The 23,909-nt window shown below is 42.3% G+C and carries 21 protein-coding genes and 1 pseudogene; 12 read left to right on the top strand and 10 right to left on the bottom strand.

Translation table 11 applies throughout. The features are described 5' to 3' along the window. Nucleotides 1-11: 11 nt before the first annotated feature. From FFM64_RS01025 to FFM64_RS01010, 4 genes are all read right to left on the bottom strand, one after another. Nucleotides 12-668: a histidine phosphatase family protein gene (locus FFM64_RS01025; RefSeq protein ID WP_137606138.1), complete on the bottom strand. Its 657-nt coding sequence runs from the start codon at nucleotides 666-668 to the stop codon at nucleotides 12-14. 41 nt (nucleotides 669-709) lie between these two features. Then, nucleotides 710-2,566: a monovalent cation:proton antiporter family protein gene (locus FFM64_RS01020; RefSeq protein WP_137606137.1), complete on the bottom strand. Its 1,857-nt coding sequence runs from the start codon at nucleotides 2,564-2,566 to the stop codon at nucleotides 710-712. A gap of 17 nt (nucleotides 2,567-2,583) precedes the next feature. Then, complete coding sequence (locus FFM64_RS01015; RefSeq protein WP_137606136.1) at nucleotides 2,584-3,534, bottom strand: GrpB family protein; 951 nt, start codon at nucleotides 3,532-3,534, stop codon at nucleotides 2,584-2,586. Between the two features lie 167 nt (nucleotides 3,535-3,701). Continuing rightward, nucleotides 3,702-4,337: a DedA family protein gene (locus FFM64_RS01010; RefSeq protein ID WP_137606135.1), complete on the bottom strand. Its 636-nt coding sequence runs from the start codon at nucleotides 4,335-4,337 to the stop codon at nucleotides 3,702-3,704. Nucleotides 4,338-4,567: 230 nt separating this feature from the next. Here FFM64_RS01010 and helD point away from each other — a divergent pair, with 230 nt between their 5' ends. The 9 genes from helD (at nucleotide 4,568) to nadC (ending at nucleotide 15,158) form a co-directional block, all read left to right on the top strand. Next, nucleotides 4,568-6,874, top strand: a complete 2,307-nt coding sequence (gene helD / locus FFM64_RS01005) for an RNA polymerase recycling motor HelD (protein WP_137606134.1) — start codon at nucleotides 4,568-4,570, stop codon at nucleotides 6,872-6,874. Between the two features lie 174 nt (nucleotides 6,875-7,048). Continuing rightward, the gene (gene coaA / locus FFM64_RS01000; protein ID WP_137606133.1) at nucleotides 7,049-7,972 is read left to right on the top strand and encodes a type I pantothenate kinase; all 924 of its coding nucleotides are present in this window, start codon (nucleotides 7,049-7,051) and stop codon (nucleotides 7,970-7,972) included. A gap of 94 nt (nucleotides 7,973-8,066) precedes the next feature. Further along, nucleotides 8,067-9,623, top strand: a complete 1,557-nt coding sequence (gene guaA / locus FFM64_RS00995) for a glutamine-hydrolyzing GMP synthase (protein ID WP_137606132.1) — start codon at nucleotides 8,067-8,069, stop codon at nucleotides 9,621-9,623. 112 nt (nucleotides 9,624-9,735) lie between these two features. Then, entirely contained in the window at nucleotides 9,736-10,920 is a 1,185-nt protein-coding gene (locus FFM64_RS00990; protein ID WP_137606131.1) for a HEPN domain-containing protein, read from the top strand. A 397-nt stretch (nucleotides 10,921-11,317) separates the two neighbouring features. Continuing rightward, on the top strand, nucleotides 11,318-12,307 hold the full coding sequence (locus FFM64_RS00985; protein WP_137606130.1) for a nucleoid-associated protein: 990 nt from the start codon (nucleotides 11,318-11,320) through the stop codon (nucleotides 12,305-12,307). Between the two features lie 72 nt (nucleotides 12,308-12,379). Next, on the top strand, nucleotides 12,380-12,613 hold the full coding sequence (locus FFM64_RS00980) for an ATP-binding protein (RefSeq protein ID WP_137606129.1): 234 nt from the start codon (nucleotides 12,380-12,382) through the stop codon (nucleotides 12,611-12,613). Between the two features lie 49 nt (nucleotides 12,614-12,662). After that, nucleotides 12,663-12,827 carry a hypothetical protein gene (locus tag FFM64_RS12305; protein ID WP_171000251.1) on the top strand — a complete coding sequence of 55 codons (165 nt, stop codon included), beginning with the start codon at nucleotides 12,663-12,665 and terminating at the stop codon, nucleotides 12,825-12,827. A gap of 311 nt (nucleotides 12,828-13,138) precedes the next feature. After that, the gene (locus FFM64_RS00975) at nucleotides 13,139-14,338 is read left to right on the top strand and encodes an MFS transporter (protein ID WP_137606128.1); all 1,200 of its coding nucleotides are present in this window, start codon (nucleotides 13,139-13,141) and stop codon (nucleotides 14,336-14,338) included. After that, nucleotides 14,322-15,158, top strand: coding sequence for a carboxylating nicotinate-nucleotide diphosphorylase (gene nadC / locus FFM64_RS00970; RefSeq protein WP_223876868.1), 837 nt, complete (start codon nucleotides 14,322-14,324; stop codon nucleotides 15,156-15,158). The genes FFM64_RS00975 and nadC overlap by 17 nt, the downstream gene beginning before the upstream one ends. Nucleotides 15,159-15,248: 90 nt before the next feature. On the opposite strand, the gene FFM64_RS00965 is transcribed toward nadC, so the two are convergent. Then, nucleotides 15,249-15,533, bottom strand: coding sequence for an iron-sulfur cluster repair di-iron protein, ric (locus FFM64_RS00965; RefSeq protein WP_223876867.1), 285 nt, complete (start codon nucleotides 15,531-15,533; stop codon nucleotides 15,249-15,251). Between the two features lie 376 nt (nucleotides 15,534-15,909). Between FFM64_RS00965 and FFM64_RS00960 the strand changes: the two genes are divergently transcribed. Beyond that, nucleotides 15,910-16,188 (top strand): hypothetical protein, encoded by a 279-nt coding sequence (locus FFM64_RS00960; protein ID WP_171000250.1) that lies wholly within the window; start codon nucleotides 15,910-15,912, stop codon nucleotides 16,186-16,188. A 612-nt stretch (nucleotides 16,189-16,800) separates the two neighbouring features. On the opposite strand, the gene FFM64_RS00955 is transcribed toward FFM64_RS00960, so the two are convergent. Next, the gene (locus tag FFM64_RS00955; protein WP_137606125.1) at nucleotides 16,801-17,562 is read right to left on the bottom strand and encodes a hypothetical protein; all 762 of its coding nucleotides are present in this window, start codon (nucleotides 17,560-17,562) and stop codon (nucleotides 16,801-16,803) included. Between the two features lie 173 nt (nucleotides 17,563-17,735). After that, nucleotides 17,736-18,118, bottom strand: a pseudogene (locus FFM64_RS00950) (winged helix-turn-helix transcriptional regulator). Between the two features lie 129 nt (nucleotides 18,119-18,247). Between FFM64_RS00950 and FFM64_RS00945 the strand changes: the two are divergent. After that, nucleotides 18,248-19,453, top strand: a complete 1,206-nt coding sequence (locus FFM64_RS00945) for an MFS transporter (protein ID WP_137606124.1) — start codon at nucleotides 18,248-18,250, stop codon at nucleotides 19,451-19,453. A gap of 327 nt (nucleotides 19,454-19,780) precedes the next feature. On the opposite strand, the gene FFM64_RS00940 is transcribed toward FFM64_RS00945, so the two are convergent. The 3 genes from FFM64_RS00940 to FFM64_RS00930 are packed head-to-tail and all read right to left on the bottom strand — an operon-like array spanning nucleotide 19,781 to nucleotide 22,637. Next, complete coding sequence (locus tag FFM64_RS00940; RefSeq protein WP_137606123.1) at nucleotides 19,781-21,067, bottom strand: MFS transporter; 1,287 nt, start codon at nucleotides 21,065-21,067, stop codon at nucleotides 19,781-19,783. A gap of 41 nt (nucleotides 21,068-21,108) precedes the next feature. Continuing rightward, nucleotides 21,109-22,011 (bottom strand): isocitrate lyase/PEP mutase family protein, encoded by a 903-nt coding sequence (locus FFM64_RS00935; protein WP_137606122.1) that lies wholly within the window; start codon nucleotides 22,009-22,011, stop codon nucleotides 21,109-21,111. A gap of 17 nt (nucleotides 22,012-22,028) precedes the next feature. Beyond that, nucleotides 22,029-22,637: an isocitrate lyase/phosphoenolpyruvate mutase family protein gene (locus tag FFM64_RS00930; protein WP_137606121.1), complete on the bottom strand. Its 609-nt coding sequence runs from the start codon at nucleotides 22,635-22,637 to the stop codon at nucleotides 22,029-22,031. Between the two features lie 384 nt (nucleotides 22,638-23,021). Between FFM64_RS00930 and FFM64_RS00925 the strand changes: the two genes are divergently transcribed. Continuing rightward, a complete protein-coding gene (locus tag FFM64_RS00925; protein WP_137606120.1) occupies nucleotides 23,022-23,753 on the top strand; it encodes a DUF4767 domain-containing protein in 732 nt (243 codons plus the stop codon). Nucleotides 23,754-23,909 lie beyond the last annotated feature (156 nt).

Here is a 23,909-nt window from a genome sequence, read left to right as displayed (position 1 = left end):
AACTCCTTAAATTAGACAATATGGTCTTTTTTACCAAAGTAGTCCACGCGAATCGCATCGTCAGAAATAGTGAACTTCGTCACGCTGCCATTTTGGGGCCGGGCTGGCGAGTTTAAAGTCATGACTTCTGCGGCAATACTAAAGATCGTATTGCCATGACTGACGAGCAGGACTTTATCGCCATCATGTGATTTGGCACGTAGCTCAGCAATACCGCCATTGACCCGTTCCCAGAACTCAGCATTGTTTTCTGCTTGATGGAAAGGGTCTGCTTCCTTGGCGAAATCTTTGGCTTTGTGGATGCCGTACTTTTCGATGATGTCCGACAATGATGGGGCTTGGTGGGGCGCGCCAATCATGTACCAAGTTTGCGAGGTGTCGCCACCTTCAAAGTAACCATAGAAGGCTTCGCGAAAAGCCGGCATGGGGGTCACGTCTAAATCGCCATTGCCACTATTGGGCAAGATTAATTTGGCCGTGTCCATCGCGCGGGTCATATCGCTGGCGTAAGCCGCATCAAAGTGAATGCCAGCTAACATTTTACCGGCGTTACGGGCATCCTGTTTGCCGACTTCGGTCAATGGTGAGTCACACCAACCTTGCATCCGGCGGTACTTGTTAAAGTAAGTTTGTCCATGACGAATCATGTAAACTGAAAATGTAGACATATGGGTCTCCCTTAAAATAATGATAGGTCTATCTTAGCATATTAATTAGCAGTCGCTAAAGCTTGGCGAATCCGAGGGGCATCCTGTTTACTCCCAGTAAAGATTAACCGGTCACCATACTGAATCAAGGTATTCCCATTAGGTACGATAATCTTGCGATTGCGGATCACTTCGCTGATTGTAATATCTTTGGCAAATTGAAGATTCTTGATCTGCACATTAGTGTACAAGTGGTTGACGACACGGACTTCGTAGATACTGTTTTCGGTATCTTGTAACATCAATAAGGTTGATGGTGATTCAATTAGTGACCGTAACAAAGTGATGTTCGCTTCGGGGGTATTGTAAACTTCAATTCCCATGTCGCGGAGTTCATCTTCGTGTTCGTTTAACACGTTCCGGTCTTCAAAACGAACAATGATTCGCTTGACCCCATAATCCTTCGCCGCTTTGGCTAAAGTGTAGTTGCGTTCAGCATCCATATGGCCGAGAACGAGAATGTCAGCGTCAAAGACGCCCTGAGCTTCCAGCTGTTCAGCGGAAAAGTTTTCCATTAACTGAACAGGCGCCTGGGCATGATAGGTTTCGTAGTTTTGCGGATGATTAGTATACATTTTGACGTCATACCAACCTTTGCGTAACTGTTGCGCAACCGGCACTGTACTCAAGTTGGCGCCAATAAAGTGGACCGCTGTTTTGACGAGATCTTCTTTTTCAGCAGAATAGAACTTGTTGAAAATTAACGGTGAAACGATGCAGGTGAGCAGGGCGGCCAATAAAAAGGCGCCAGACTGGTCACTCGTGATGGTCTTCATGGATTTAGCAACCCGTAAAACGGCTAAAACCATGGTCATCGTTGTGGCAGTTAAAGCCGTACCAGCGATGGCATTGGCCTGCTTGAATCGCAACTTCAAAACCCAGTAACCACCGAGTTTGGCAACCATGTAGGCCACGAAAAATAACGGAATTAAGAGTAGCGTCTTACCACTGGTTAAAATAGTCCGCAGGTTCAGATCGACCCCGGTTGAGATGAAGAAAATTGGAATAAAGAAGCCGTAGCCGATGGAATCCAATCGTTCACGCGTACTTTCGCTAGGTTGTAATAATTTCAAGACAATCCCAGCGACAAAGGCGCCGAGAATGTTTTCGGCACCAACCGTTTCAGCGACGGTGACCATCGTCACGATTAAGAAAAAGGCGAGGCGGATATCTAGTTGCGTCGTCGATTTATTAATATTTTGGTAGAAGTTAAAGAACGGTTTGAACCGCAATAGGAGTAGGGCCGCTACCGCCAAAATGAGTAGTAATAACCAGAGGCTTTGCGAATTGCTGCCAAAGATTGAAGCGTAGAGTGTTAAGCCCATCATTGGAATAAGTTCACCAAAGACTGAGATAAGCAAAATGGTTTGGCCGAACGCTTTACTCAAGAGTTCTTTTTCCTTCAAGGCCGCAATCACGATACCTAGTGAAATGGTGCCAAATAAGATCGTGGCGAGCCAAAAGTCGCTGAACAGGCCACTGACTTTGAACGCCGCCGCAAGCAGTAGAGATAGGATGATGACGGTGCTGTACGCGTAGACCGATAAACGGACTGGCGAGTATTTAGGCAAATTGCCAGCCTGTTTCTGTTCGAGGGGCGTGAGCGCGGTTCGACGTTTTTTGAACAGGCTGAAGTCGATTTCGAGCCCACTCAAGAATAGGAGGACGATGACCCCGATGGTTGAGAGTTGGGAGATTGACGTCGTCATCGTGACGATGTTGAGCAAGCTCGGTCCCAGAATAATCCCGACGATGATTTCCATCACGGCCGTGGGCAGGCTGTTGATCTTGAATTTTGCCATCACTAATGGGATTAGTAAGGCCGCAAATAAAATAATGACTAATGATACTTGATCCATAATAAATCCTCTCTTTGCTAATAAACATTGAGTTGGTCGTCATCAAAGCCCCAAAACGCTTCGTTAAGGTTAGGGTTGGTGAAGACTTTTAAGATAGGTTCGATACCTGGTGCGAGTTTGTCGGGTGTCAGAGCACTGAGTGGTTGCCAACTAATGGCGCCCTCATATGACCCCGCGAGTAAGTCACCGCTGTAATCAGTCGTGGTGTAGAGCGTGCCGAGTGACACGTCGCCAGCGTCATTTTCGACCCAGGTGACCGTGCCGACTAGTTTTAAATTAGTAACAGTTAAACCGGTTTCTTCAAGCACTTCCCGTTGCATGGCGTGGATTTGCGATTCGCCAGGGTCAACGTGACCACCGGGAAAAGTCAACCCGGTCCATTTGGCATCAATCTTGTTTTCGACGATGACTTCGTGGGTCTTAGGATTCATAATCAGGCACATGTTGACGAGTTCAGCGCGCACGGTCCGGTCATGCGTTTCGTGTGCATCTTTGGTGGCCAACCAATCGCTAGCTTTTCCATTAATGCTAGTCACAAAGTCAGTCTTCGCAGCGTAATAATCATCACTGGTGAGTGCGGTTTGCCGTACGGCGGTATATTTGCGACTGTCGGTGCGATGCGCATTGATGTAGTCACGGAAATTGATGACTGTTTGATAGGCGTCAGAGTCCGTGAAAAGTAGTAAATTGAAAGCTTGGTCGTGCCAGTCAAGCTGGTAAATGGCCGGTTGTGTTGTGACCGTGGTTAAATCAAACGTCGACTTTAGCGTCGTTAACGCTTTTTTAGAATCTGCGACCAAGAGGGCAATGTCGATGATTGGTCGGGCGGGTACTTTCGGCATCGCCGTACTGCCAACATGACTAGCTTTAATTAGGTCAGTGCTCAAAAGTTGTTTGAGTTCTGTTTGCAGGTCAGTCGCCAGTGATTGCCAAGCCGGCTGGTAACTGACGAGCTTTTTGGTTGTCATTGTGAATGGACACCTCCGTGAGTTTGCTTCTATGAAAGGATACACTTTTTACTTATTTAATGAAAGAATTTGCTGGCGATTGAAAAGAGAAAAGTTGTTGGGCTTGGATTGATCAGCGTATTTGGCATAAAAAAATAACTGTCAACTGACAGTTATCCAAGTTAGATTTAAGCGACCGGATGGCGTCGTAGTGTTTTGGCTAACGTAATCACCGCGGCTGGAATTAACGCACAGGCAAGAATTCCTAAGAAGAATAGCGATAAGTGATCTTGCACAAAACTGATGGAACCGAAGAAGTAACCGAGTGAACAGCCAACAGCGACCCAGACGCCCACGCCCAGCAAATTCCAAAAGGCAAATGATTTTTGTGGCATTTTAGCTGCGCCAGCGCTCAATGGGACGAAGGTTCGAATGAGCGGCACGAAGCGACCGAACATGACGGCCTTACTGCCATACTTAGCGAAAAAATGTTGGGCTTTGAGTTGTTTATCCTGGGGTAAATGGCGTTGTAGCCAGGGCAGGTTGATTAAATGGCGACCGATTTCAAAATTAACGGTATCACCGATGACTGCCGCGGCGAAGAAAACTGGTACGAGCACTTGAATATTTAGGCTCGTGTGGGTCGCAGCCATGGTACTCGCGAGAAAAATCAGTGATTCTCCGGGTAGAAAAGGAAAAATCACCATACCAGTTTCAAGGAAGATAACGGCAAATAGGGTAATGTAACTCCAATTACCGAGTGTCGTTAATAACGGCACGATGACATCTTCCAAATGGGTCATGATTTCAATTAAATTGGCCAACGGCGCCACCTCCAGTAAAGTTAAATCTAGTTTAGTCGGATTCCTATGTAAATGCTAGTGTAAGCGGAAACATTTTTATTGAATTAAACGAATCATAACTTTGATAATAGAATGTTCATACTTCCTTAACTAAAATATTGAATTTGATGCATTTTAACAGGTTATTGATTGAGTCGGACCTTGGATAGTGATAAGATTGTTTATCGAGTTTTAGGAATGGAGGACGCTTGATGGCTAAGTCGATTAAAGCTTCAGAACAACAACATCTTGATTATGTGGTTGATAAGATTCGGACCGAAGAAACGAAACAGAGTGAAACGATTGAACGTTCCGAAAACGATCAAGCCGATATTAAGCAAAACTTTTATAATGACGTCAATATTAAGACCGATAGTTATGAAGGCATGATGGAAACTGGTTTGTCTGTCCGGCAACAACAACAAATGTTGGACGAACGGCAAAACAGTTGGCAACACGCGACGAAACAACTGTCGACCTTGAAAAAGTTGGAGAAGAATGCTTATTTTGCACGCCTTGATTTTCATGAGGCGGGCGAACCAGCGACCGAAACCATCTATATTGGCCTGAGTTCATTTTCTGACAGTCCGGATCACTTCTTGATTTATGACTGGCGAGCGCCAATTTCCAGCATCTATTACGATGGTGGTTTGGGCAACGTGACGTATCAAACGCCAGATGGGCAACAAGCGGTCGATGTTCAATTGAAGCGTCAGCTGATGATCGAAGACGGGACGATTGTGACGGTTTACGATACGGATGAAGCCGTGGGCGATTCGATGTTACTCGAAGTGTTGGACGAAAAGTCTGACGTTAAGATGAAGAGTATCGTCACGACCATTCAGAAGGAACAAAATACAATCATCCGGGATACCAGCTCGGACCTCTTATTTGTTCAAGGGGCGGCGGGATCTGGGAAAACATCGTCGGTACTGCAACGAGTGGCATACCTCTTGTACCGTTATCGGGGTAATTTAAACGCTGGGCAAGTGATTTTATTCTCGCCGAACCAATTATTCAACGACTATATTAACCAAGTGCTCCCTGAATTGGGCGAGCAAAATATGGTCCAGATGACGTATTACCAGTATGCCTCATACCGGTTGCCACACATGCAGGTGGAAACGTTGCAACAGCGTTTCGAGACTGAAAATACCCCAGCGATGGCAAAAATTACCAAGTTGGAAGGGAGCTTGGCCTTCTTCAACGCGGTTACAGCTTACGGCCATCATTTGGAATCCGCTGACATGCGTTTCCGTAACATCACGCTGAACGATGAAGTCTTGATTCCACGCGATAAAATTAAAGAAATCTACTATTCATTTAATGAAAACTACCATTTAGGTAACCGCTTGTCGGCGACTAAGGAAGAATTAATCAAAATTTTGAACCGAAAAGTTGCGGCTGAAATGCGGACGAAGTGGGTTGAAGAAACTGTTCAAGACTTATCTAAAGAAGAATTGAACGACATGTATGGTAATCAGCCCCGCGAGTTCAAGAACGGCGATGAAGAATTCAAGTTCTTAGCGCGCAAGATTGTCATGAAACGTTTAGGCATTGCGCGGACGCAAATTGTCCGTAATCGTTTCTTGAGTATCAACATGCAATATGCGCACTTCTTGCGGCAAGTGCCACAAATCTTGAATCTCGACAAATACGGGATTTCAAAAGATGACTGGGAACAGGCGACAGAAGCCAAGTTGGCAGCCATCAAGGAACGGCATATTTCGTTGACGACGGTGTCGGCCTATATGTACTTACATGACTTAATGACCGGTAAAAAAGGTCAGAACGACATTCGGTTTGTTTTCTTAGATGAAATTCAAGACTACAACGCGTTCCAACTGGCTTTTTTGAAGTTTAGTTTTCCGAAGGCGCGCTTTACAATGTTGGGTGACTTGAATCAAGCCATCTTCACCAAAGAAAATAGTCATACCTTGATCGGTGAATTGGAAACCCTGTTTGATCCAGAAAAGACGCGGGTCGTTCAATTAACTAAGTCGTATCGGTCAACGCAACAAATTACTGATTTTACCAAAGAAATTCTGGTGAACGGTGAAGCGGTGACGGCGTTTGATCGCCAAGGTGACTTACCGAATATGGCGGTCACGGATAACTTCGAGCAGGCGGTCGATCAAGTGGTTAAGCAATTAGGCACTAATAATTCGGACCATGATACGACGGCGATTATTGGCAAAACTTTGGCTGAGAGTGAGCAATTGACGGCAGCCTTGCAAGCTCGTGGCGTTCATGTCACCTTGATTCGAACCGAAAATCAGCGTTTAGCGCCTGGGCTGATTGTCGTGCCATCGTTCTTAGCGAAAGGGTTGGAATTTGACGCGGTCATCGTGTGGAATGCCAACACTGATAACTATCAACGTGAAGATGAACGGCAATTACTCTATACAATTTGCTCGCGGGCAATGCATGAATTGACTGTGATTGCGATTGGTGAGCTGTCACCATTGTTGACGCGGGTCAAGCCAGAATTGTATACGATTAATGAAACGACCGTTTGAGCTAGCACATTAAAAAGTTAATCAGCACGACAACTGTTTACTTAGTTGTCGCGCTGATTTTTTTACCAATGAATTTTGTGAGTTGCCCAGTAATACTGAGCGGGGGATGGCATAATTGCCACTGCTTTTATGCTATAATTAGCCCATTAATTTAATGATGGTGGCAAACAAATTATGGAAGAGCAACTGAACTATTATCGCTTCTCACGAGAGCAATGGAAACGATTCTATCGTGGTGGTCACGTGCCATTGACCGTCGATAATCTACACGAAATTAAAGCGTTCAATGATCAGATCAGCATCGATGATGTTCGTGAGATTTATTTACCCGTAGCGCATTTACTCCAGGCGAAGTTTGAACACTACTTGTCCTGGCGGGAGACGGAATCCGTCTTTTTACAACGCAAAAATAAACAATCCCCATTTATTATTGGCGTCTCTGGGAGTGTCGCGGTCGGTAAAACGACCACCGCGCGTCTATTGGAAATTTTATTTAAGTATTTATATCCGGACCGGCGTACCCAATTAATTACGACCGATGGCTTTTTATATTCCAACGCAGAGCTTAAGCAACGTCAGCTAATGGAACGGAAGGGCTTTCCAGAAAGTTACGATATGCCACGGCTGATTCAATTTTTAAATGACGTGAAGAGCGGCAAACCGATTGCGAAGGCGCCGGTGTATTCGCATCAGACCTATGACGTAGTCCCAAATCGCTATGACGTGATTACCCATCCTGATATTTTGATTATCGAAGGGATCAATGTGTTGCAACTGCCGACGCATCAACATATTTATATTAGTGATTTCACCGACTTCTCGGTGTATGTCGATGCGGATGCTGACTTAATTGAAAACTGGTATCTCGATCGTTTTGAAGCGTTGATGAAAACGGCGTTCCAAGACCCACAAAATTATTTTTATCCGTGGGCGATCGGCGACCATGCCGATGCAATCGCGATGGCCAAACGGGTGTGGCAAGATGTCGATTTGAAAAACTTGAATGATTATATCTTACCAACGCGAAATCGTGCGGATTTAATTTTGCATAAGGTAGCGCATCATTTGATTGACGCCGTCTATTTCCGCAAGTATTAAACCGCTAAGAAATTTCTCATAGTTATTGACCGTTCCTTGAGAAATCAGTATGATAGAGATATTGAGCTACAATTAATCCAAAGGAGTGAACAACTTGGCAAAAACGGACACCGCGTCATTCGACTCGATTCTTGTGTTGGATTTTGGGAGTCAATATAACCAATTGATTACCCGGCGCATTCGTGATTTCGGCGTTTATTCGGAATTACTTCCAAATAAGATCACCGCTGATGAAATCAAAGCCCGCCACCCAAAGGGAATTATTTTCTCTGGTGGGCCGAACAGTGTTTACGATGATGGCGCCTTTCGGGTTGATCCTGAGATTTTCAAGCTAGGGATTCCTATCTTGGGGATTTGTTATGGGATGCAGCTGATGACTTACTCACTCGATGGTGGGAAAGTTGAATCCGCTGATAACCGCGAATATGGGAAAGCAAACATCACTGTCACTAGTGATAACGCCACTTTATTCAAAGACACGCCTAAAGAACAATCAGTTTGGATGAGCCATGGTGACTTGGTTACTCAAGCTCCCGATGGTTTTGAAGTGGTCGCAACTTCGAAGAACTGCCCAATCGCTGCCATTCAAAATGTTGACCGCAAGATGTATGGGATTCAATTCCACGCTGAAGTGCGGAACACCGATTATGGTAACGAGATCTTACGGCATTTCGCGTTCGATGTTTGCCAAGCTGAAGCCAACTGGTCAATGGATGATTTCATTGACATGCAAATTGAAAAAATTCGCGCTGAAGTTGGGGACAAAAAAGTCTTGCTCGGCCTTTCTGGTGGGGTAGACTCTAGTGTTGTCGGCGTCTTATTGCACAAGGCGATTGGCACGCAATTGACGAGTATTTTCGTTGATCATGGTCTGTTGCGTAAAGGTGAAGCTGACCAAGTGATGGCTAGTTTAGAAGGTAAATTCGGCTTGAACATCATCAAAGTTGATGCTAAAGACCGGTTTATGAGCAAATTAGAGGGTGTCAGTGATCCCGAAACCAAACGAAAGATCATTGGTAATGAATTTATCCAAGTCTTCGATGAAGAAGCCACTAAGTTAAATGGGATGGAATTCTTAGCACAAGGGACGTTGTACACTGACGTTATCGAAAGTGGGACTTCCACGGCGCAAACGATTAAATCTCATCATAATGTTGGTGGATTGCCAAAGGACATGCAATTTAAGTTGATTGAACCATTACGGACTTTGTTTAAGGATGAAGCTCGTGAATTGGGCGAAAAGCTTGGCATGCCTTCAGCGCTCGTTTGGCGTCAACCATTCCCAGGTCCTGGTTTAGGGATTCGGGTCATTGGTGAAATTACCGAAGATAAGTTGGAAATCGTCCGCGATAGTGATTACATCTTACGCGATGAAATCAAGAAAGCCGGCTTAGACCGCGAAATCTGGCAATACTTTACCGTATTACCAGGGATCAAGTCAGTCGGTGTCATGGGTGATGGTCGGACATACGACTACACCGTTGGTATTCGGGCCGTGACGTCAATTGACGGCATGACCGCTGACTTTGCGCGGATTCCTTGGGACGTCTTACAGAAGATCTCGGTGCGGATCGTCAATGAAGTCGATCACGTTAACCGGATCGTGTACGATGTTACGAGTAAGCCACCTTCGACTATTGAGTGGGAATAAAAGATAGAGTTACAAAAGGGACTATGGCGGAAGTCATAGTCCCTTTTGTAACTAGTAAAATTAATAGGTCTGTGATTATATAAGATTTTTTCGATATGAAGGTGAGTTATTAATGGAAGTTGGGCACTGGGAAAATGACAGGAAGATTGATTTACTTTGGGCTGACCACGAACTAAGTATCTGGAATACTGGAAAGAACCATTTATTAGAGAATATTACGTGGAGCCATGTGTATTGGAGAGATTATCTTTGCTTAGCAACTCAATATCAACAGGCTGGATATACAGTACTCAATGAAGTGGTTCAAGCGGGGGATGACAATTTTAAAGATAATACATGGTTTCTTGCAGGAATCTTTATGTTAAGGCAGTCAGTCGAGCTTGTTTTAAAAGCTAAAATATATGAAGTGTTTTCTGAAAAAAAGAAAATACAGGAGTTTTTCAAAAAGACAAAGCATAACTTGGTTAATATTTTGCGGGAACTTAAAGCCGAAGATGAAAGTATTGTTTCTGAAGCTGAATTTGCGTGGCTGCAAAAATATTTAATTGACATTGAAGAAATTGATAGTAAATCAACATTATTTCGATATCCATTTAAGCTTGAATTTCTGGATAAATATTCAAATGAGTTTGTGCATATACGAAATACTGCCAATACAATGTTGTTGGCGTATGATGTTATTTTTAACTCGTTAAATTATGTGGAAAAAGCAGAAATCCCCCCAGTTGAAGACTTTCCTACTCCAACGTTTTTTACTTTCACGCATAATGGAGTTGGAAATTTCAGGCTTGGTGGCTGGAATGTAATTGTGAAATCTATCGATGATTATTATGGTGTTATTCAAGGATACATTCTGGTTAGTGAATTTTTAGTTTCAGTTGAGAATAATGGAAAGATGATATTCCCAATATTATTTACGTTAAGACATTCATTGGAACTAGAATTGAAACAATTAGCAAGTTCTGATTACTCTGAAATTAGTAGTTTACGAATCGATGACAGAAGTCATAAGCTATATAATAAGCTATGGTTGAAACTGAAGCCCATAATCGAAACAACGGGCCATGCAACACCCGAGAATAATCCAGTTGAAAATGTTGATAAATTGATATTTGAGTTTGACCAACTTGATAAAAAAAGTGACTTTTTCCGTTATCCAACTGAGTATAATCAGGCATATCACGAATTACCAAAATCCATTGACATACAAAACACATTGGAATGTGTTATTAGTGCAGTGAATTTTTTTGAAGGACTTGATGGGTTGTTTGATAATGCTGCTGAAAATTATCATTAAAACGGTTTTAATATGTTGCCGTTGGTTTTTAATATACTTTTGTAATGTAAATCAGCAGTTGATTTCTTATGATTTTAAAGACTTTTGTTTTGTTATTTCACGTTTGTTACTTATGATTGTAATGATTTCGTTCTGGAATCACTACTTTGGAAGTTATTAAAGTGTGATTGGGGAGTGCTCCAGAATAGATGTGTAAATCTGTTTGTATAGACATACAGGTGATGAACCTGACCTTGCTTTATTTATAAGTCTGTCATCTTCTATAGGGACGATGCTAGTGGCGATAGATTTCTAGACCGACACTAAGTTATATAGAGATGGATATTTTTAATCGGTAACTAAAAGACTTTTCAATATCGGCATGCGTAACCTATATTCGAAAAAGAGAGGAAACTAAATGCGAATTTTAAATGTAATCGACCATATCTTGGATAAGGACTCTGGCAATGTCGTCTTGTCTCAAAAAGAGATTGCTAAGGACAATCTGGAAACTACCAAGTACGTTGAAAAGGTCATTGATAAATTTGAAAAAAGTGAATATGTGGAGTTGGAGCTATCCCGGATTCCGATACTCGAACAATTTTGGAACAATCGTGATGATTTTCAGAAGCTGACGGAAAAGTTTGCGTTGGATTACTTTGACAGTATCAAGGTAAACGAAAAAATCCCGGGTGGCGACTTGCTATTTTTTAACGTTGAACTGGATGACTTAAGCCAAGTGATTGGGATTGCCAAGTTAGATTACACGCAACGCTATATTCATAATGTGGAGTATGACGAGGATGTTCTGGTGAACAATATCGTTCAAAATAACAGCATTTTGCCGTCTCCCGGTCAAGGCGTTAAAAACATGATCCTGATTGATGCGGATAAAGTCCAACTGCGTGAGCAATCATATATTGGTACTAGTGGTAAGTGGCTGATGTCTAGAGACTTTCTTAACGTGGCGGCGGTACCCGTCAAGGTTTCGAATAACGTTAAGCAAATTAAGAAGTCGATTCAAAAAATTTCTGAGAAGTATGATGATGAAGATGACTTTGCCGTCACTTCAAAGACGCAGCAGGCGATTCATGATAGTCTTGAGACGGATGGCGTCATTGATAATGACTATATTGCCGATATGGTCTTTGATAAGAAAGAAGAAGCTAAGGCAGAATTTAAAGATGAATTAGCCAAAAAGGCCATTGAACCGGTCGTTAGTGTTCCAAATGCCAACTATTTTGAAAAAAAGTATGAGCGTCAAAAGATCAAGCTTGATAATGGTATTGAAATCAACGTTCCGATTAGCTTGTTGAAAAATCGTGAGGCCATTGAATTTGAGACGAATCCTGATGGGAGTACTTCGGTCGTGATTAAGAATATTGGGAGTTTGAAGAATAACTTTTAGGTGTAGATTAACAGAGACTGGAAAAGTTGTTACAAGGCCTATTTATATTGCTTTTCTGGAGGCAAATTGATAATGTGTAAAGAAACATACTTTCGTTTGAGTGAACCAGTCACGGTTGTTACAGTGGCTCAAAAGGATGATACGGATTCTTTTCAAATTGGTAAAAACCTACTAGGAAAAATTGTGGATAGACGAGCTGAAGCGTTCTTTTTACAAGGTTGGGTAAGAATCGCTAGTGGCCCCGATGATGAGTATCTTGTAGCGTTTAGTAGTTTGAAAAAAAGTTGCTCACTGGTTAACGAATGATGAATATCATACTGCGGTTGCAGCAGCTCAAATTTTTCAAGAAACATGGTTGGACACCGAAAATCAACAGTTTGAATTGATCAAGTCACTAGAAGCATATCAATGGCTGCAAAAAGATGAGGTCTTAAATTCAGCACCGGTTTTCTTACCGGCTGGAACTGTCGGAAAAGTTTATGAACTTTCTTGGGATTTTGAAGGAACGGATGATAAATAATATTGGATGATGAGCATTAAAATGATTGATGGACGACGCTATGATGCGATGTATCCAGATTTACTTAAAGCTTCAAAGCCACATGTGAATTTTCATTAATGAAGGTTTCAGAAAATTGGCTATAATAATCTCCCCTTTTTAGTAGAGTATGCTTACTAACTAAGAAAAGTTTACAGAATGCAATATTCCATATTGACATTACCACCAAAAATGAGTACCTTATAATACAAGAAGATGAAGGTCATATTGGCCTTTATTTTTTAAATCAATAAAAGTATAAAGTACTTTTATTATAATTTGGGGGATTTTTGATGCAATTATTGAAGAAGTACCGGTTGTTAGCAATCATTGGGACAGCCTGGTTATTTGACGCGATGGATGTCGCAATGTTGTCTTTTATCATGCCACTGATTAAAACAGAATGGCATTTAGCGTCGGCACAATTGGGATTAGTTGGTGCCACGACTTCGATGGGGATGGTCGTGGGAGCAATGATCTGTGGGGCAATGGCCGACCGGATTGGCCGTAAGCATGTGTTGATCTTGACGTTAGCGTTATTTTCAATTGGTAATTTATTATTAACGGTTACGCCAAATATCACTGCATTTATTGTAGTTCGTTTTATCACTGGGATTGGTCTTGGGGGCGAACTTCCAGTGGCGGCGACATTAGTTGCGGATAGTTACCAAGGAACGCAACGGTCAAAAATGTTAGTGTTGGCAGATAGTTTTTGGGCCATTGGCTGGATTGTAGCATCACTGTTAGCTTTCTGGGTCATGCCATTCATTGGCTGGCGTATGACGGTCTTAATTACGGTGGCAACAATTTTGTACACGTTGCTGTTACGGCGTCATTTACCTGACACACCGATTGAACCACAAACGCGACCATCGTATAAAGTTTTATGGCGGACACCAGTATTTCGACAAAAGACGCTGTTATTAGGGAGTCTTTGGTTTATCGTGATGTTGACTTATTACGGGATGTTCTTGTGGTTACCAAGCCTCCTAGTGATGCGCGGTTTTTCAATCGTGCATAGCTTTAGCTACACTTTGTTAATGAGCTTAGCACAATTACCTGGTTATTATTTGGCCGCCTACTTGATGGGCAAAATCAGTCGTAAATCGGTCTTAACGATTTATTTGAGTGGGACGATTGTGAGTGCGTTGGCATTTAGTTTAGCTAGCAGTAACTTTGCAGTCCTAATGAGCGGTGCTTGGTTGTCATTCTTTGACTTAGGCGCTTGGGGAACTTTAATCGCTTTGACACCAAGTCAATTTCCACAAGCCATCCGTGGTACGGGGATGGGTGCGGCGCAATCAATCGGCCGAGTTGGCGCCATGATTGGGCCATACGTGGTCGGACTCTTATTACAAATGAAGACACCTTTAACTGGGATCTTTGGGATTTTCGTTGTCCTACTATTATTAGGAATCGCAATCTTAACCTTTGGAATTCAAGATGTCGATGCACAGCGTAAAGAAGGTGTTAGCGGTGAGGCTCACTCCTAGACAAATTGAACCGGCAATCAAAAATTTCTTGGCTGAAGACATCGGCCGTGGTGATTTAAGCACGTTGACGTTACCTAATCGGCGCGTCACTGGCGATATTGTGGCACGACAAGCTGGGGTGATTGCTGGACAAGTGATTCCATCGGTTGTGTTGCAAGCGTTAAGTGAGGATAGTCAGTACGAACAGCTGGTCGCTGACGGGTCGCAGGTTGAAGCTGGGACGATCATTGGTCGGATTACGGCACCAATTGCTGAACTATTAGCTGGTGAACGGGTGCTGCTTAATTTGATGCAACGTATGGGTGGGATTGCGACCACGACGCATGCCGCGATTGAAACTTTGAACGATGCTAGTATCGCCGTTTTGGATACGCGTAAAACGTTACCCGGCTTACGTCAATTTGATAAAGCGGCCGTTGTCATTGGTGGCGGTCAGAATCATCGATTTGGTTTGGATGATGCAGTGATGATTAAAGACAATCATTGGGCGCTAATTGATGACTTATCAGCTACGGTCCAACAATTGCGTAACCTGATTGGTCCCACCAAAATTATCGAGGTCGAAGCTGAAACCGAAGAACAGTTGGAGGCCGCAGTAGCTAGTCACGTGGAGATGATTATGATTGATAATCAAACGCCTGCGACGGTGAAAGCATGGCGACAATTGATTCCTGCACCAATCAAAGTGGAAGTGTCGGGTGGCATTACGCCGGCAACATTGGCACAATATGCGCATACTGGGGTCGATTACATCTCGCTGGGCTATTTAACCCATAGTGTGACTGCCTTGGATTTGGCGATAGAAATTGAAGCAGAATAAAAAGTCTTAGCGTTATCTGAAACGAATTTAACTTATACAATATGAATCACAAAAAGTCACATCCATAGAAATGGTGTGGCTTTTCGTGTCTTAGGCCGACGCATTCAGTTTATCAGCTTGAGCAAGCATCTGGTAGGTTGCTTTAAATACAGTGCACACGTCATTTGGAATTGCGTAATTATGAGTTGTCCGGCGTAGTTCATCAAAATTAGCGTCTAACCGTTGATGAGCTTTTACATCCGTGCGCAGCTTAATGTATTGATCACGTACCGCAAAAACTTCGGGATGATTTTGACCATGCGCGTTGGTGATGGCGTGCGTATAAAAATCTAATTTATCATAATGTGTGTCTAAATAGGCTTTAACTGTTGTCATGTGGCCCACCTCTTCTTATTTGATGACTTAAGTATAAAGACACTTGTTATTAAATAACTTGATAGCTGTCAAGTTGGGTTGTATTTATGCGATTTTATCGGATGTGTCCTCAATTCGAACTTCAGAAAGTAAATAAAAACAGGAGGATAATTCCTTGAAAATATTGGCTACAATGTATGTTCATATGAAGAATGTCCAAAGTTCAATGAAACGGTTATACCAGCTGGTGTGTCCCATCAGCTGGTGGGAGTTCATACTTAGAGTAATTGTAGCAGCTGTCGGGCTGACTGTGTAAATTCACGTCTATTTTTAATCATTAATGAATGAACTTTGTAAGAAAATATAGGAGTTATAACCGGTTGAAGAGTGTTATCGATTGATACCAGAAAAGAAATTGATCATTAGTGATATGATGAAAACTAATTTTAACCCATGGGGTAAGGTACAAGGGCTTGATTTGGATACCAATGAAAATGATCGGTGGTTGTACTATATTATTGAAAACCATTTTGTCTCCATAGAAGTTGACACTTTTGAAGGCAATACATGTGTTGAAAAGAATGAAGATGGGTGGCAACATAAAATTACTTTTGAGTTGCTTAATCATGAATGGCTAAATGGTTTCAAGTGTGGTGTTGGCATCACTTGGACGTGAATGAATATCCAGGTGATTCACAATATGAAATTTTGATGGTGAACAAGTCGATTGTGCAAGCAAAATGTATGTTAGAGGTTGACGTAATACTATACTTTTCACGGCAAAAAGGAATTGTTAAAGTTAACTTGTACTTTTTCTACCTAGGTCTTACGTGGACGATTATGTCAGACTGTGACAAATAGTTATTTTCCTGGTGAAGATATTCTTAGCCTCAGACCTGTAAGTAACCGTCGTTTATAATTTTCCTTGTACCAACTATTTGACCAACTTCACGAGAGATAATGGTTTTTGAACATCTAATGTGTTTGGTGATCGTTGAATAGGATCGATTTAGACTAGTATTGAAAGGTAGATATTTACGACCCTTTAAGATGATGATATAGGTTATAGTGAATTATTCTGATCATTTGTCCACTTTAACTGTAAATCTGTCATATCAAAATGCAGGTCATAGAAAACCTGAAGATTTTCTATGACCTGCATTTAATTTAAGGAATTGTTTTACAGCTGCTTCTAGAAATAAGTATTTTAATGACTAGTTCTTGAAATCATGAGAGTAATGAGGTGATTCATTGGAAATTTAAAATAGAATTGACATGACGGAATGTGTTAACCGATATTGAGTAGATGGAGTATCCAGCCTGCTACTGTGTTGCTAAAAATATCTTTACAAAAATCAGATGTGAAGATGTTTTTAAAACGGTGGAGCACTTGTTGAACTTTTGTTTCATCAGAAAGTTGACTTGCAGAAAGTAAGTTTTCTAGGGCTTGATGTTCATCACTGTTTTCGGGAAAACTTTTCAGATTTTGTTGAATTTCGTTACTTACTTTTGACCAGTTAATCGTTGTATTGTTGACCGCAGACGCATTGACTGTACTTTGATGGTCGGCAACATTTTGTTGGCCAATGATAGCTCCGTTGCCATTATCAATATTGGTACCATTGATTACTTTTTTATCGATGTTAATGGTATATGATCCATTAACATCATGATTGAAGCTTTTTTCAATATAATCCTGTATTGTATTAAGAAAATCTACATCCTTCACTGAGATTCTATAGATTGTGCCACTGTTTAAAATAAAGGTTAAATAGTGATCAGAATTCTGTGAAGCATTATATAAATAATAAGAGTATCCTGCTATTGCTAATAACACGATAATACCGAACATTGCAGTAAATTTTAAAAGGATGAGACCAATAACAGCAGTAATTATAAGTGGAATAATAGGAATTTGTATTTTGACTTTTCCAGTGTTGACTTGTGCGACATTATTTAGATTTAAAGTAACATTTTCAAATCTAATAATATTTTCCTTTACTAAAATACGATCAGTTTTGATTTGAGTACCACTTTTTGGTAGTTCCATTAAAAATCCCCCATAAAATTAATTTATTCCTGAACATACATATAATATCACACTAATGAAAAAACTTGAAAATTAAAATGGACACACTGAAAATAAAAATGTAAATAATTAATTTAATTAGCATTAAAGTGTCATTTACCGACGTAATTGATTATTAGACAAACAAGTGGGTCTTATAAATCGTCTCGATGCAGCAACGTAATTTCTTCGCCTTGTTCACGCCGCAAATCGATATTTTCTTCACCCCAAACACATAAGTCATGGAGTACGCCAGATAAGCTGTGACCATATTCAGTTAGTCGGTAATCTACGCGTGGTGGTACTTCTTGGTAAACGTGGCGGTCAACAATGTTGGCGGCTTCCAGTTCACGCAACTGCTGGACTAACATTTTTTGTGAAATTTGTGGGATGGCGCGTTCAAGCTCGCTGGTCCGCATGGGCTTTAACCGCAGATGGCACAGAATAATCGACTTCCATTTACCACCAATGACTTCCATTTACCACCAATGACTTCCATTGTTGCTTCCACGCCGATTTGATAAGTTTTTTCAGGCATTTAAGATAACCTCCGTATTGATACTTACTTTTTAGTGGGTATACCACTTTAAAGTCGGTACTTGTTCTTAAGTTACTTGCTAGTATAATCATTATTTATCACGTTAGCAAGTACAAGGAGGAAGTTTAAATGAGTAAAAAAGTTAATCCAACCTGGACGCTCTTGGCACTCGCGATTAGCGCGTTTGCGATTGGCTCCACGGAATTTATTAGTGTCGGCTTAATGCCGATGTTAGTCAGCAGTTTTCATATTGATTTAGCGCAAGCGGGCCTGACCGTTTCGGTTTATGCGTTGGGAATCATGGTGGGGGCACCTGTCATGACATTATTAACTGGTCGTTTGAATCGGCATCGCTTGATGATGTTGATCATGGGACTATTTATTGTTGGAAATTTATTAGCAGCGGTAGCCCCAACTTTCAATGTTTTATTACTTGGCCGAATCGTTGCCGCGTTAGCACACGGAATCTTCATGACCGTCGCGTCAGTGATTGCGGCGGATGTCGTTGCGCCAGAAAAACGAGCTTCTGCAATCGCCGTCATGTTTACTGGCTTGACCGTTGCGACGGTGACTGGAGTACCTTTGGGGACCATGATTGGTCAGCTTGGTGGCTGGCGTTGGTCATTTATCTTTATTAGTGCCATCGGTGTTCTAGGCTTATTAGCGGATTATTGGTTAATCCCACGTCATTTGCCATTACCTGTAAAAGCCACGGCACGTGGTATTCTCCGCGTGTTGACGAATCCACAATTATTATTGGCATTATTAGTCACCGCACTCGGTTACGGCGGAACCTTTGTGGCGTACACGTACCTTTCACCATTATTGGAACAATCGATGGGTTGGTCAGCCAGTGCGGTAGTTGTGATTCTAGTCGTTTACGGACTGATGGTTGCGCTGGGTAATACGCTTGGTGGCCGCTGGGCAAATAAGCGCCCGTTAGTAGCTTTGTTTAAAATGTTTGTCGGTTTATTGATCACATTACTCGTGCTGGCATTCACGGCACACAGTCATTGGTTGGGCTTATTCACCGTTTTGGCGATGGGAATCTTTGCATTCATGAATGTGCCGGGGCTACAACTCTACATTGTTCAGTTGGCCGAAGTTCATACGCCACAAGATATTACCATGGCATCGGCGTTGAATATTTCCGCTTTTAATGTTGGAATTGCGCTGGGTTCGGGGATTGGGGGTCAAGTGACAACTCAATTCGGTTTAGCGTGGACACCAGTTTTTGGTGCTTTGATGGTCGTCGTTAGTTTGGTCTTATTAGCCGGCTTGATTTGGCTAGCGCGACCAGTTGAAAATGAGACACCTGAGGATTGTGAAGACTAAAGACAATCAATAAGAATCTGTAATAATTGACTAATTTTTTGGTCAATTATTACAGATTCTTTGTCTTTCATTGGTGATTATGAGCAATTGAGATGCAGCACCAGTTGAAATAACTTTTCGAGGCCTTTGTTTTCTAATCAAGTTGAGTGTGACATGATTTAAAACAAAAAATACCGGCCAACAATCAGAATGTAAGTGTTGAGAAAACATTCTAATTGTTGACCGGTGCTTTAGTGATGACTAAGTTAACGGTTATTTATCAACCAAATTACTGGGTAAAGCTAAGTTGATCATAAGCTCATTTATAGGACTGTTTTAAAGTTGTTTTTAATGAATGACTCGTTGTTTAGTCTCGGGACCAAATAGGCCTACAACCAGTGCGGCAAACACCGCTACGGCTGCGATAATGTAAAAGATGAAGCTAGGATTGAACGTTATTAAAATTAAGGCAACGAGGTAGGGCGTCAAGGTGCTAAGCAATTTACCAACGGCATTGGCATAGCCAACACCACGAAAACGGAAACTGGTTTCAAAGAGTTCAGAAACATAGACGGATAGAATACTAGCAATCAAGACATACATCATCATCGTGAGTAGAAAACCAGTAATGACTGTCCCACTAGCTGTACTTTGGTGTGCATAAAATAATCCCAAAATTGCGACAAGCAAAAAGCTGGGGGTAATTGTCCATTTACGACCGATACGATCAACTAACAGTCCGCCCAATAAAGCGCCACAAGGAGCACCAACCATCATTAACGCTGAAAAACCGATGGAATGAACGATGTTGATACCCTGACGAACAAGTAAGGTTGGTGCCCAAGAGGTGAAGGTATACTGACAAACTAATGCTGCGGAGACAGCCACAATGCCGACAAATAGTCCACGGGTCTTGCTAATCTGACTGGAAGCGACGTTGTCAGTAGTAGAGGACGACTCATAGCTGCCATTACGTTCTAATTGATGGATGATAGTGGCTGCTTCGGCTGTCCGACCTTGGGTAATTAACCAACGTGGTGACTCTGGAAAATGCCGACGGGCAATCCACAACAGAATTGCGAAGATCCCAATGGTGATAAACATTGCGCGCCAACCGAATGGCGCAATTAGAAAAGTGCTGAGAAGTAATCCCACTGGGGCTCCTAGGTTGGCAATGACGGCCATTGCGCCACTCCATTTACCACGTGATTTTACTGGTGCAAACTCATTGATGACCGCGTAACCCGTCACTGCTTCGGCACCTAGACCGATAGCAGCAACTAATCGCAGGCCAATTAATATGTAAATGTTTGGTGCCAATGATCCTAATAAGGTAAAGACGCCAAACAGAAGTAGGTTAAGCTGATAGGCTCGCCGTCGACCATAAAAATCGCCAAGGAAGGCAGCAACGAGCGAGCCAATAAAAAGTCCTAAGAAGCCAGCTGATAAAAAGAATGAGCCTTGGGTCAGTGTCGCAAATTTAGCACTGATCATGGTGGAATTGATGGCGCTAGCCATGTAAACATCGGCGGCATCTAGCATCATGCCAGCACCAACTAAAGCAAATACTTTGTAAAAAAGCGGGGATTCTTTGGCCTGGTCGATACGGGTTTGTAATTGTAAGGATTGTTCCATATAAGTTGCGACCTTTCGTATTTAATTGTCAATGAACGATATTATTCGATAAATGAAGTCATTTTCTCAGGAGCATATTCAGCCTCGAGCGCGTTTAACTTTTCAAGACCGACAAAGTGATTGAAATCATTGAACGCAATCATATGCGCACGACTTTTGGCGGTTTTACCGGTTGTTGCCAGCTCTGACAATAGTTCACGATCGGCATAAGCATGGGCATAGGTTAGTGCATTGGGATGTACGGTGAAACTAAAGCCAATGTCTTGGAGTTGCTTAGCTGTTAATAAGGGCGTGTCGCCGTCTTCAATCATGTTTGACATGAGGGGTGTCTCTGGAAAAGTTTGAGCAATAGTCTTGAGCTCGTCAACGCTTTGGGGTGCTTCAACAAAGACGATATCGGCACCAGCTTGACGGTATAATTTACTACGATCAAGCGCGTCCTGTAACCCATTAACTTGGCGGGCATCAGTTCGAGACATGATGAGAAAGTCTTGATGCTTTCGGGCCGCAACCGCTGCCTGAATCTTAGCGGCTAATTCTTCGGCTGGAACAACACTCTTCCCAGCCATATGACCACAACGTTTGGGCCAAACTTGGTCTTCAATAAATAGTCCTGCGGCACCAGCAGCTTCAAAACTACGTACGGTTCGCGCAACGTTTTCTGTGTCGCCATAACCGGTATCAGCATCGGCGAAGACCGGAACACTGACAGCTGCGACAATTTCACGAAGTTTATGTAGCATCTGCCCAAAATCGAGAATACCACGATCAGGCAGTGCTAGCGTGCTGGCACTGGTCGCGTAGCCAGCGCAAAAGACAGCTTTGAAGCCAACACTTTCGGCGACACGCGCGGCTAAGGCATCTGGCGCGACCGCCATACTGAGAATTTCGGGGGCGGTCAATAATTTATTAAAAGTAGTTCGTTTGTCAGCAAATGTTTTCATATATGTAATTCCTCCGGTTAATATTGAACTAAGTAGGTGACATCTGTTGGTGCGGCGCCGGCGCGTTCAACAAAGCTGACTGGCAATGTTGTTTTCAAGTTTGTTAAGGCATTGACTGGTGCGTGATCAACGACGAGACCAGTGACGCCAATTTTTTTAGCAATATCGGCGTGTTTTTGTAATCCCGCAGCACCATATTCACTGAAGCAATCTAATTTGGCCCAAATTTCAGTATCGGCCGCGTTGTGAGCATCGACGCCTGCTTTTAATTTACCAGCAAAGTCGGCCAAACCCGTGGCTGAGCGCTGATCATCTTGAGTGTGTGCGGGATAGCGCTGATCATTAAGCAGAATAACATCGGCACCTCGCTGTTCGAGTTCTTTTATTGTAAAGTAAGTGTTGAGTGGATTTCCGAAACCGGCTTGGCCATCTGTCCAAAAGGGTTGATCTGTTAACAGACGCATATAACTAAAATAGTCTGCATACTCAGATAAAGACAAGAGGCCCTCATTTGCTTCACCTAATAATTGGGTGGCAACAAGATCCCCAGGTAAATAAAAAGCCGAAGTTGCTGGATTATGAGTGACGTCCGGTGCGGCACTAACAGTAGTTACTTGAAATGACATGGCGTACTTCCTTCCTAAGTGTGAATAAGTATATGAATTAAATTACAAAATAAATAGTTTTCTAATTGTTTTGTAATTTAAATTAATTTACACTGTTTTTAATAACTTGTCAACTAGAAATACGATAAAATGGCTGAGATGACAAGCCGAAAAAGCGACAATAGCGATCATTTGGCATTCGCTAGCAAGCTGATTTTTATAGAAAATTTAGCTAGAAAAACTAAAAATTTTGATTAAGTTGCGAAATAGTTAAGATTGGTGAAAATATTGATATATCACTGCTGAAAGCGCTTGTATTTAGTTGAACATGGCGTAAAATTAAGTTGAGGCAAATTAGAATGAGTAGGGGGGAAGAATACTCAATATGGTGAGCATTCGTAGCTTATGAAAAAATTATGGGCAGTTGTATTAGTTGGGACTTTATTATTAACCGGATGTTCTGGGAATAATAACAAGCAAGCTTCTAGTAAATCCAGCGAGTCAGTTCGTAGCACTAAAACGGTTGCTAAGGCGACACACGCAAAAAGGGTCACTAAGTCAGTTAAATCAACACGTTCCGCCGTTGCCATGAAAGCCAGCAGTCAAGCGGAATCGAGCAGTCAGGTCAGTGCGACCACACCGTCTGCCAGCCAAGCCACCGCGCCAGCTGTAACTCGGTCTAGCCAGTCGACGACTCAAACAACTCAAGCAACCGCGACGGTCTGGAATGCGACTAAGACGCAACAATTAGCCGCATTTATGGGACAGTGGCAAGCAGCGATGGGTCAAACATATCAAGGCACTTATAATGGCGATAACCCTAATCATCTTGGAATTGTCTTCCCTGACGCAATCACCAGTGGTCAGTTAAATGGTCGCGTTAGCCTAGGTGGTCAATTGGTTAACCTGACATGGTCAACTAATGGTGAGAATGGGCAAGCCTATCAGGTTGTGGCGGTTGCAACTGGCAACCAAAGCAAACTAGGCTTCCCAACGACTTACTTGTTCTGTATCCACAATCAGCAGCCAGTGGTCTATATGTCACAAACGACGAATGGCAACATTTTCTACATTCAAAATACGCAGAATGCAGCACTCCAGGCTGGTTTTGCTAAGATCGTGGCCGGTCAGAACTAGCATGTAGTTTGTTGATGATTATTTAAAAATTGATAAAATGCTATCGCTCCTGAATAGTATTTGAGCTGAAAATAAGAATCGTTATGTTGGTCGTGCAGTTATGAGATCAACATGATGATTTTTTTGTAAAAAAACAGTTGTGTGATGCAACTGATA

The sequence above is a fragment of the Lactiplantibacillus daoliensis genome, assembly GCF_005405005.1.
Lineage (GTDB): Bacteria > Bacillota > Bacilli > Lactobacillales > Lactobacillaceae > Lactiplantibacillus > Lactiplantibacillus daoliensis.
This window is presented reverse-complemented; position numbering and strand designations above follow the sequence as displayed.

What these genes read in the sequence shown, in the direction of transcription:
- FFM64_RS00930 (WP_137606121.1), bottom strand. Translation starts at nt 22,637, where the DNA reads ATGTCATTTCAAGTAACTACTGTTAGTGCCGCACCGGACGTCACTCAT.
- FFM64_RS00925 (WP_137606120.1), top strand. Translation starts at nt 23,022, where the DNA reads ATGAAAAAATTATGGGCAGTTGTATTAGTTGGGACTTTATTATTAACC.
- helD (WP_137606134.1), top strand. Translation starts at nt 4,568, where the DNA reads ATGGCTAAGTCGATTAAAGCTTCAGAACAACAACATCTTGATTATGTG.
- FFM64_RS00980 (WP_137606129.1), top strand. Translation starts at nt 12,380, where the DNA reads ATGTGTAAAGAAACATACTTTCGTTTGAGTGAACCAGTCACGGTTGTT.
- FFM64_RS00975 (WP_137606128.1), top strand. Translation starts at nt 13,139, where the DNA reads ATGCAATTATTGAAGAAGTACCGGTTGTTAGCAATCATTGGGACAGCC.
- FFM64_RS00965 (WP_223876867.1), bottom strand. Translation starts at nt 15,533, where the DNA reads ATGACAACAGTTAAAGCCTATTTAGACACACATTATGATAAATTAGAT.
- FFM64_RS00935 (WP_137606122.1), bottom strand. Translation starts at nt 22,011, where the DNA reads ATGAAAACATTTGCTGACAAACGAACTACTTTTAATAAATTATTGACC.
- FFM64_RS00955 (WP_137606125.1), bottom strand. Translation starts at nt 17,562, where the DNA reads ATGGAACTACCAAAAAGTGGTACTCAAATCAAAACTGATCGTATTTTA.
- FFM64_RS00985 (WP_137606130.1), top strand. Translation starts at nt 11,318, where the DNA reads ATGCGAATTTTAAATGTAATCGACCATATCTTGGATAAGGACTCTGGC.
- FFM64_RS01020 (WP_137606137.1), bottom strand. Translation starts at nt 2,566, where the DNA reads ATGGATCAAGTATCATTAGTCATTATTTTATTTGCGGCCTTACTAATC.
- FFM64_RS00940 (WP_137606123.1), bottom strand. Translation starts at nt 21,067, where the DNA reads ATGGAACAATCCTTACAATTACAAACCCGTATCGACCAGGCCAAAGAA.
- coaA (WP_137606133.1), top strand. Translation starts at nt 7,049, where the DNA reads ATGGAAGAGCAACTGAACTATTATCGCTTCTCACGAGAGCAATGGAAA.
- FFM64_RS00945 (WP_137606124.1), top strand. Translation starts at nt 18,248, where the DNA reads ATGAGTAAAAAAGTTAATCCAACCTGGACGCTCTTGGCACTCGCGATT.
- FFM64_RS01015 (WP_137606136.1), bottom strand. Translation starts at nt 3,534, where the DNA reads ATGACAACCAAAAAGCTCGTCAGTTACCAGCCGGCTTGGCAATCACTG.
- FFM64_RS00990 (WP_137606131.1), top strand. Translation starts at nt 9,736, where the DNA reads ATGGAAGTTGGGCACTGGGAAAATGACAGGAAGATTGATTTACTTTGG.
- FFM64_RS01025 (WP_137606138.1), bottom strand. Translation starts at nt 668, where the DNA reads ATGTCTACATTTTCAGTTTACATGATTCGTCATGGACAAACTTACTTT.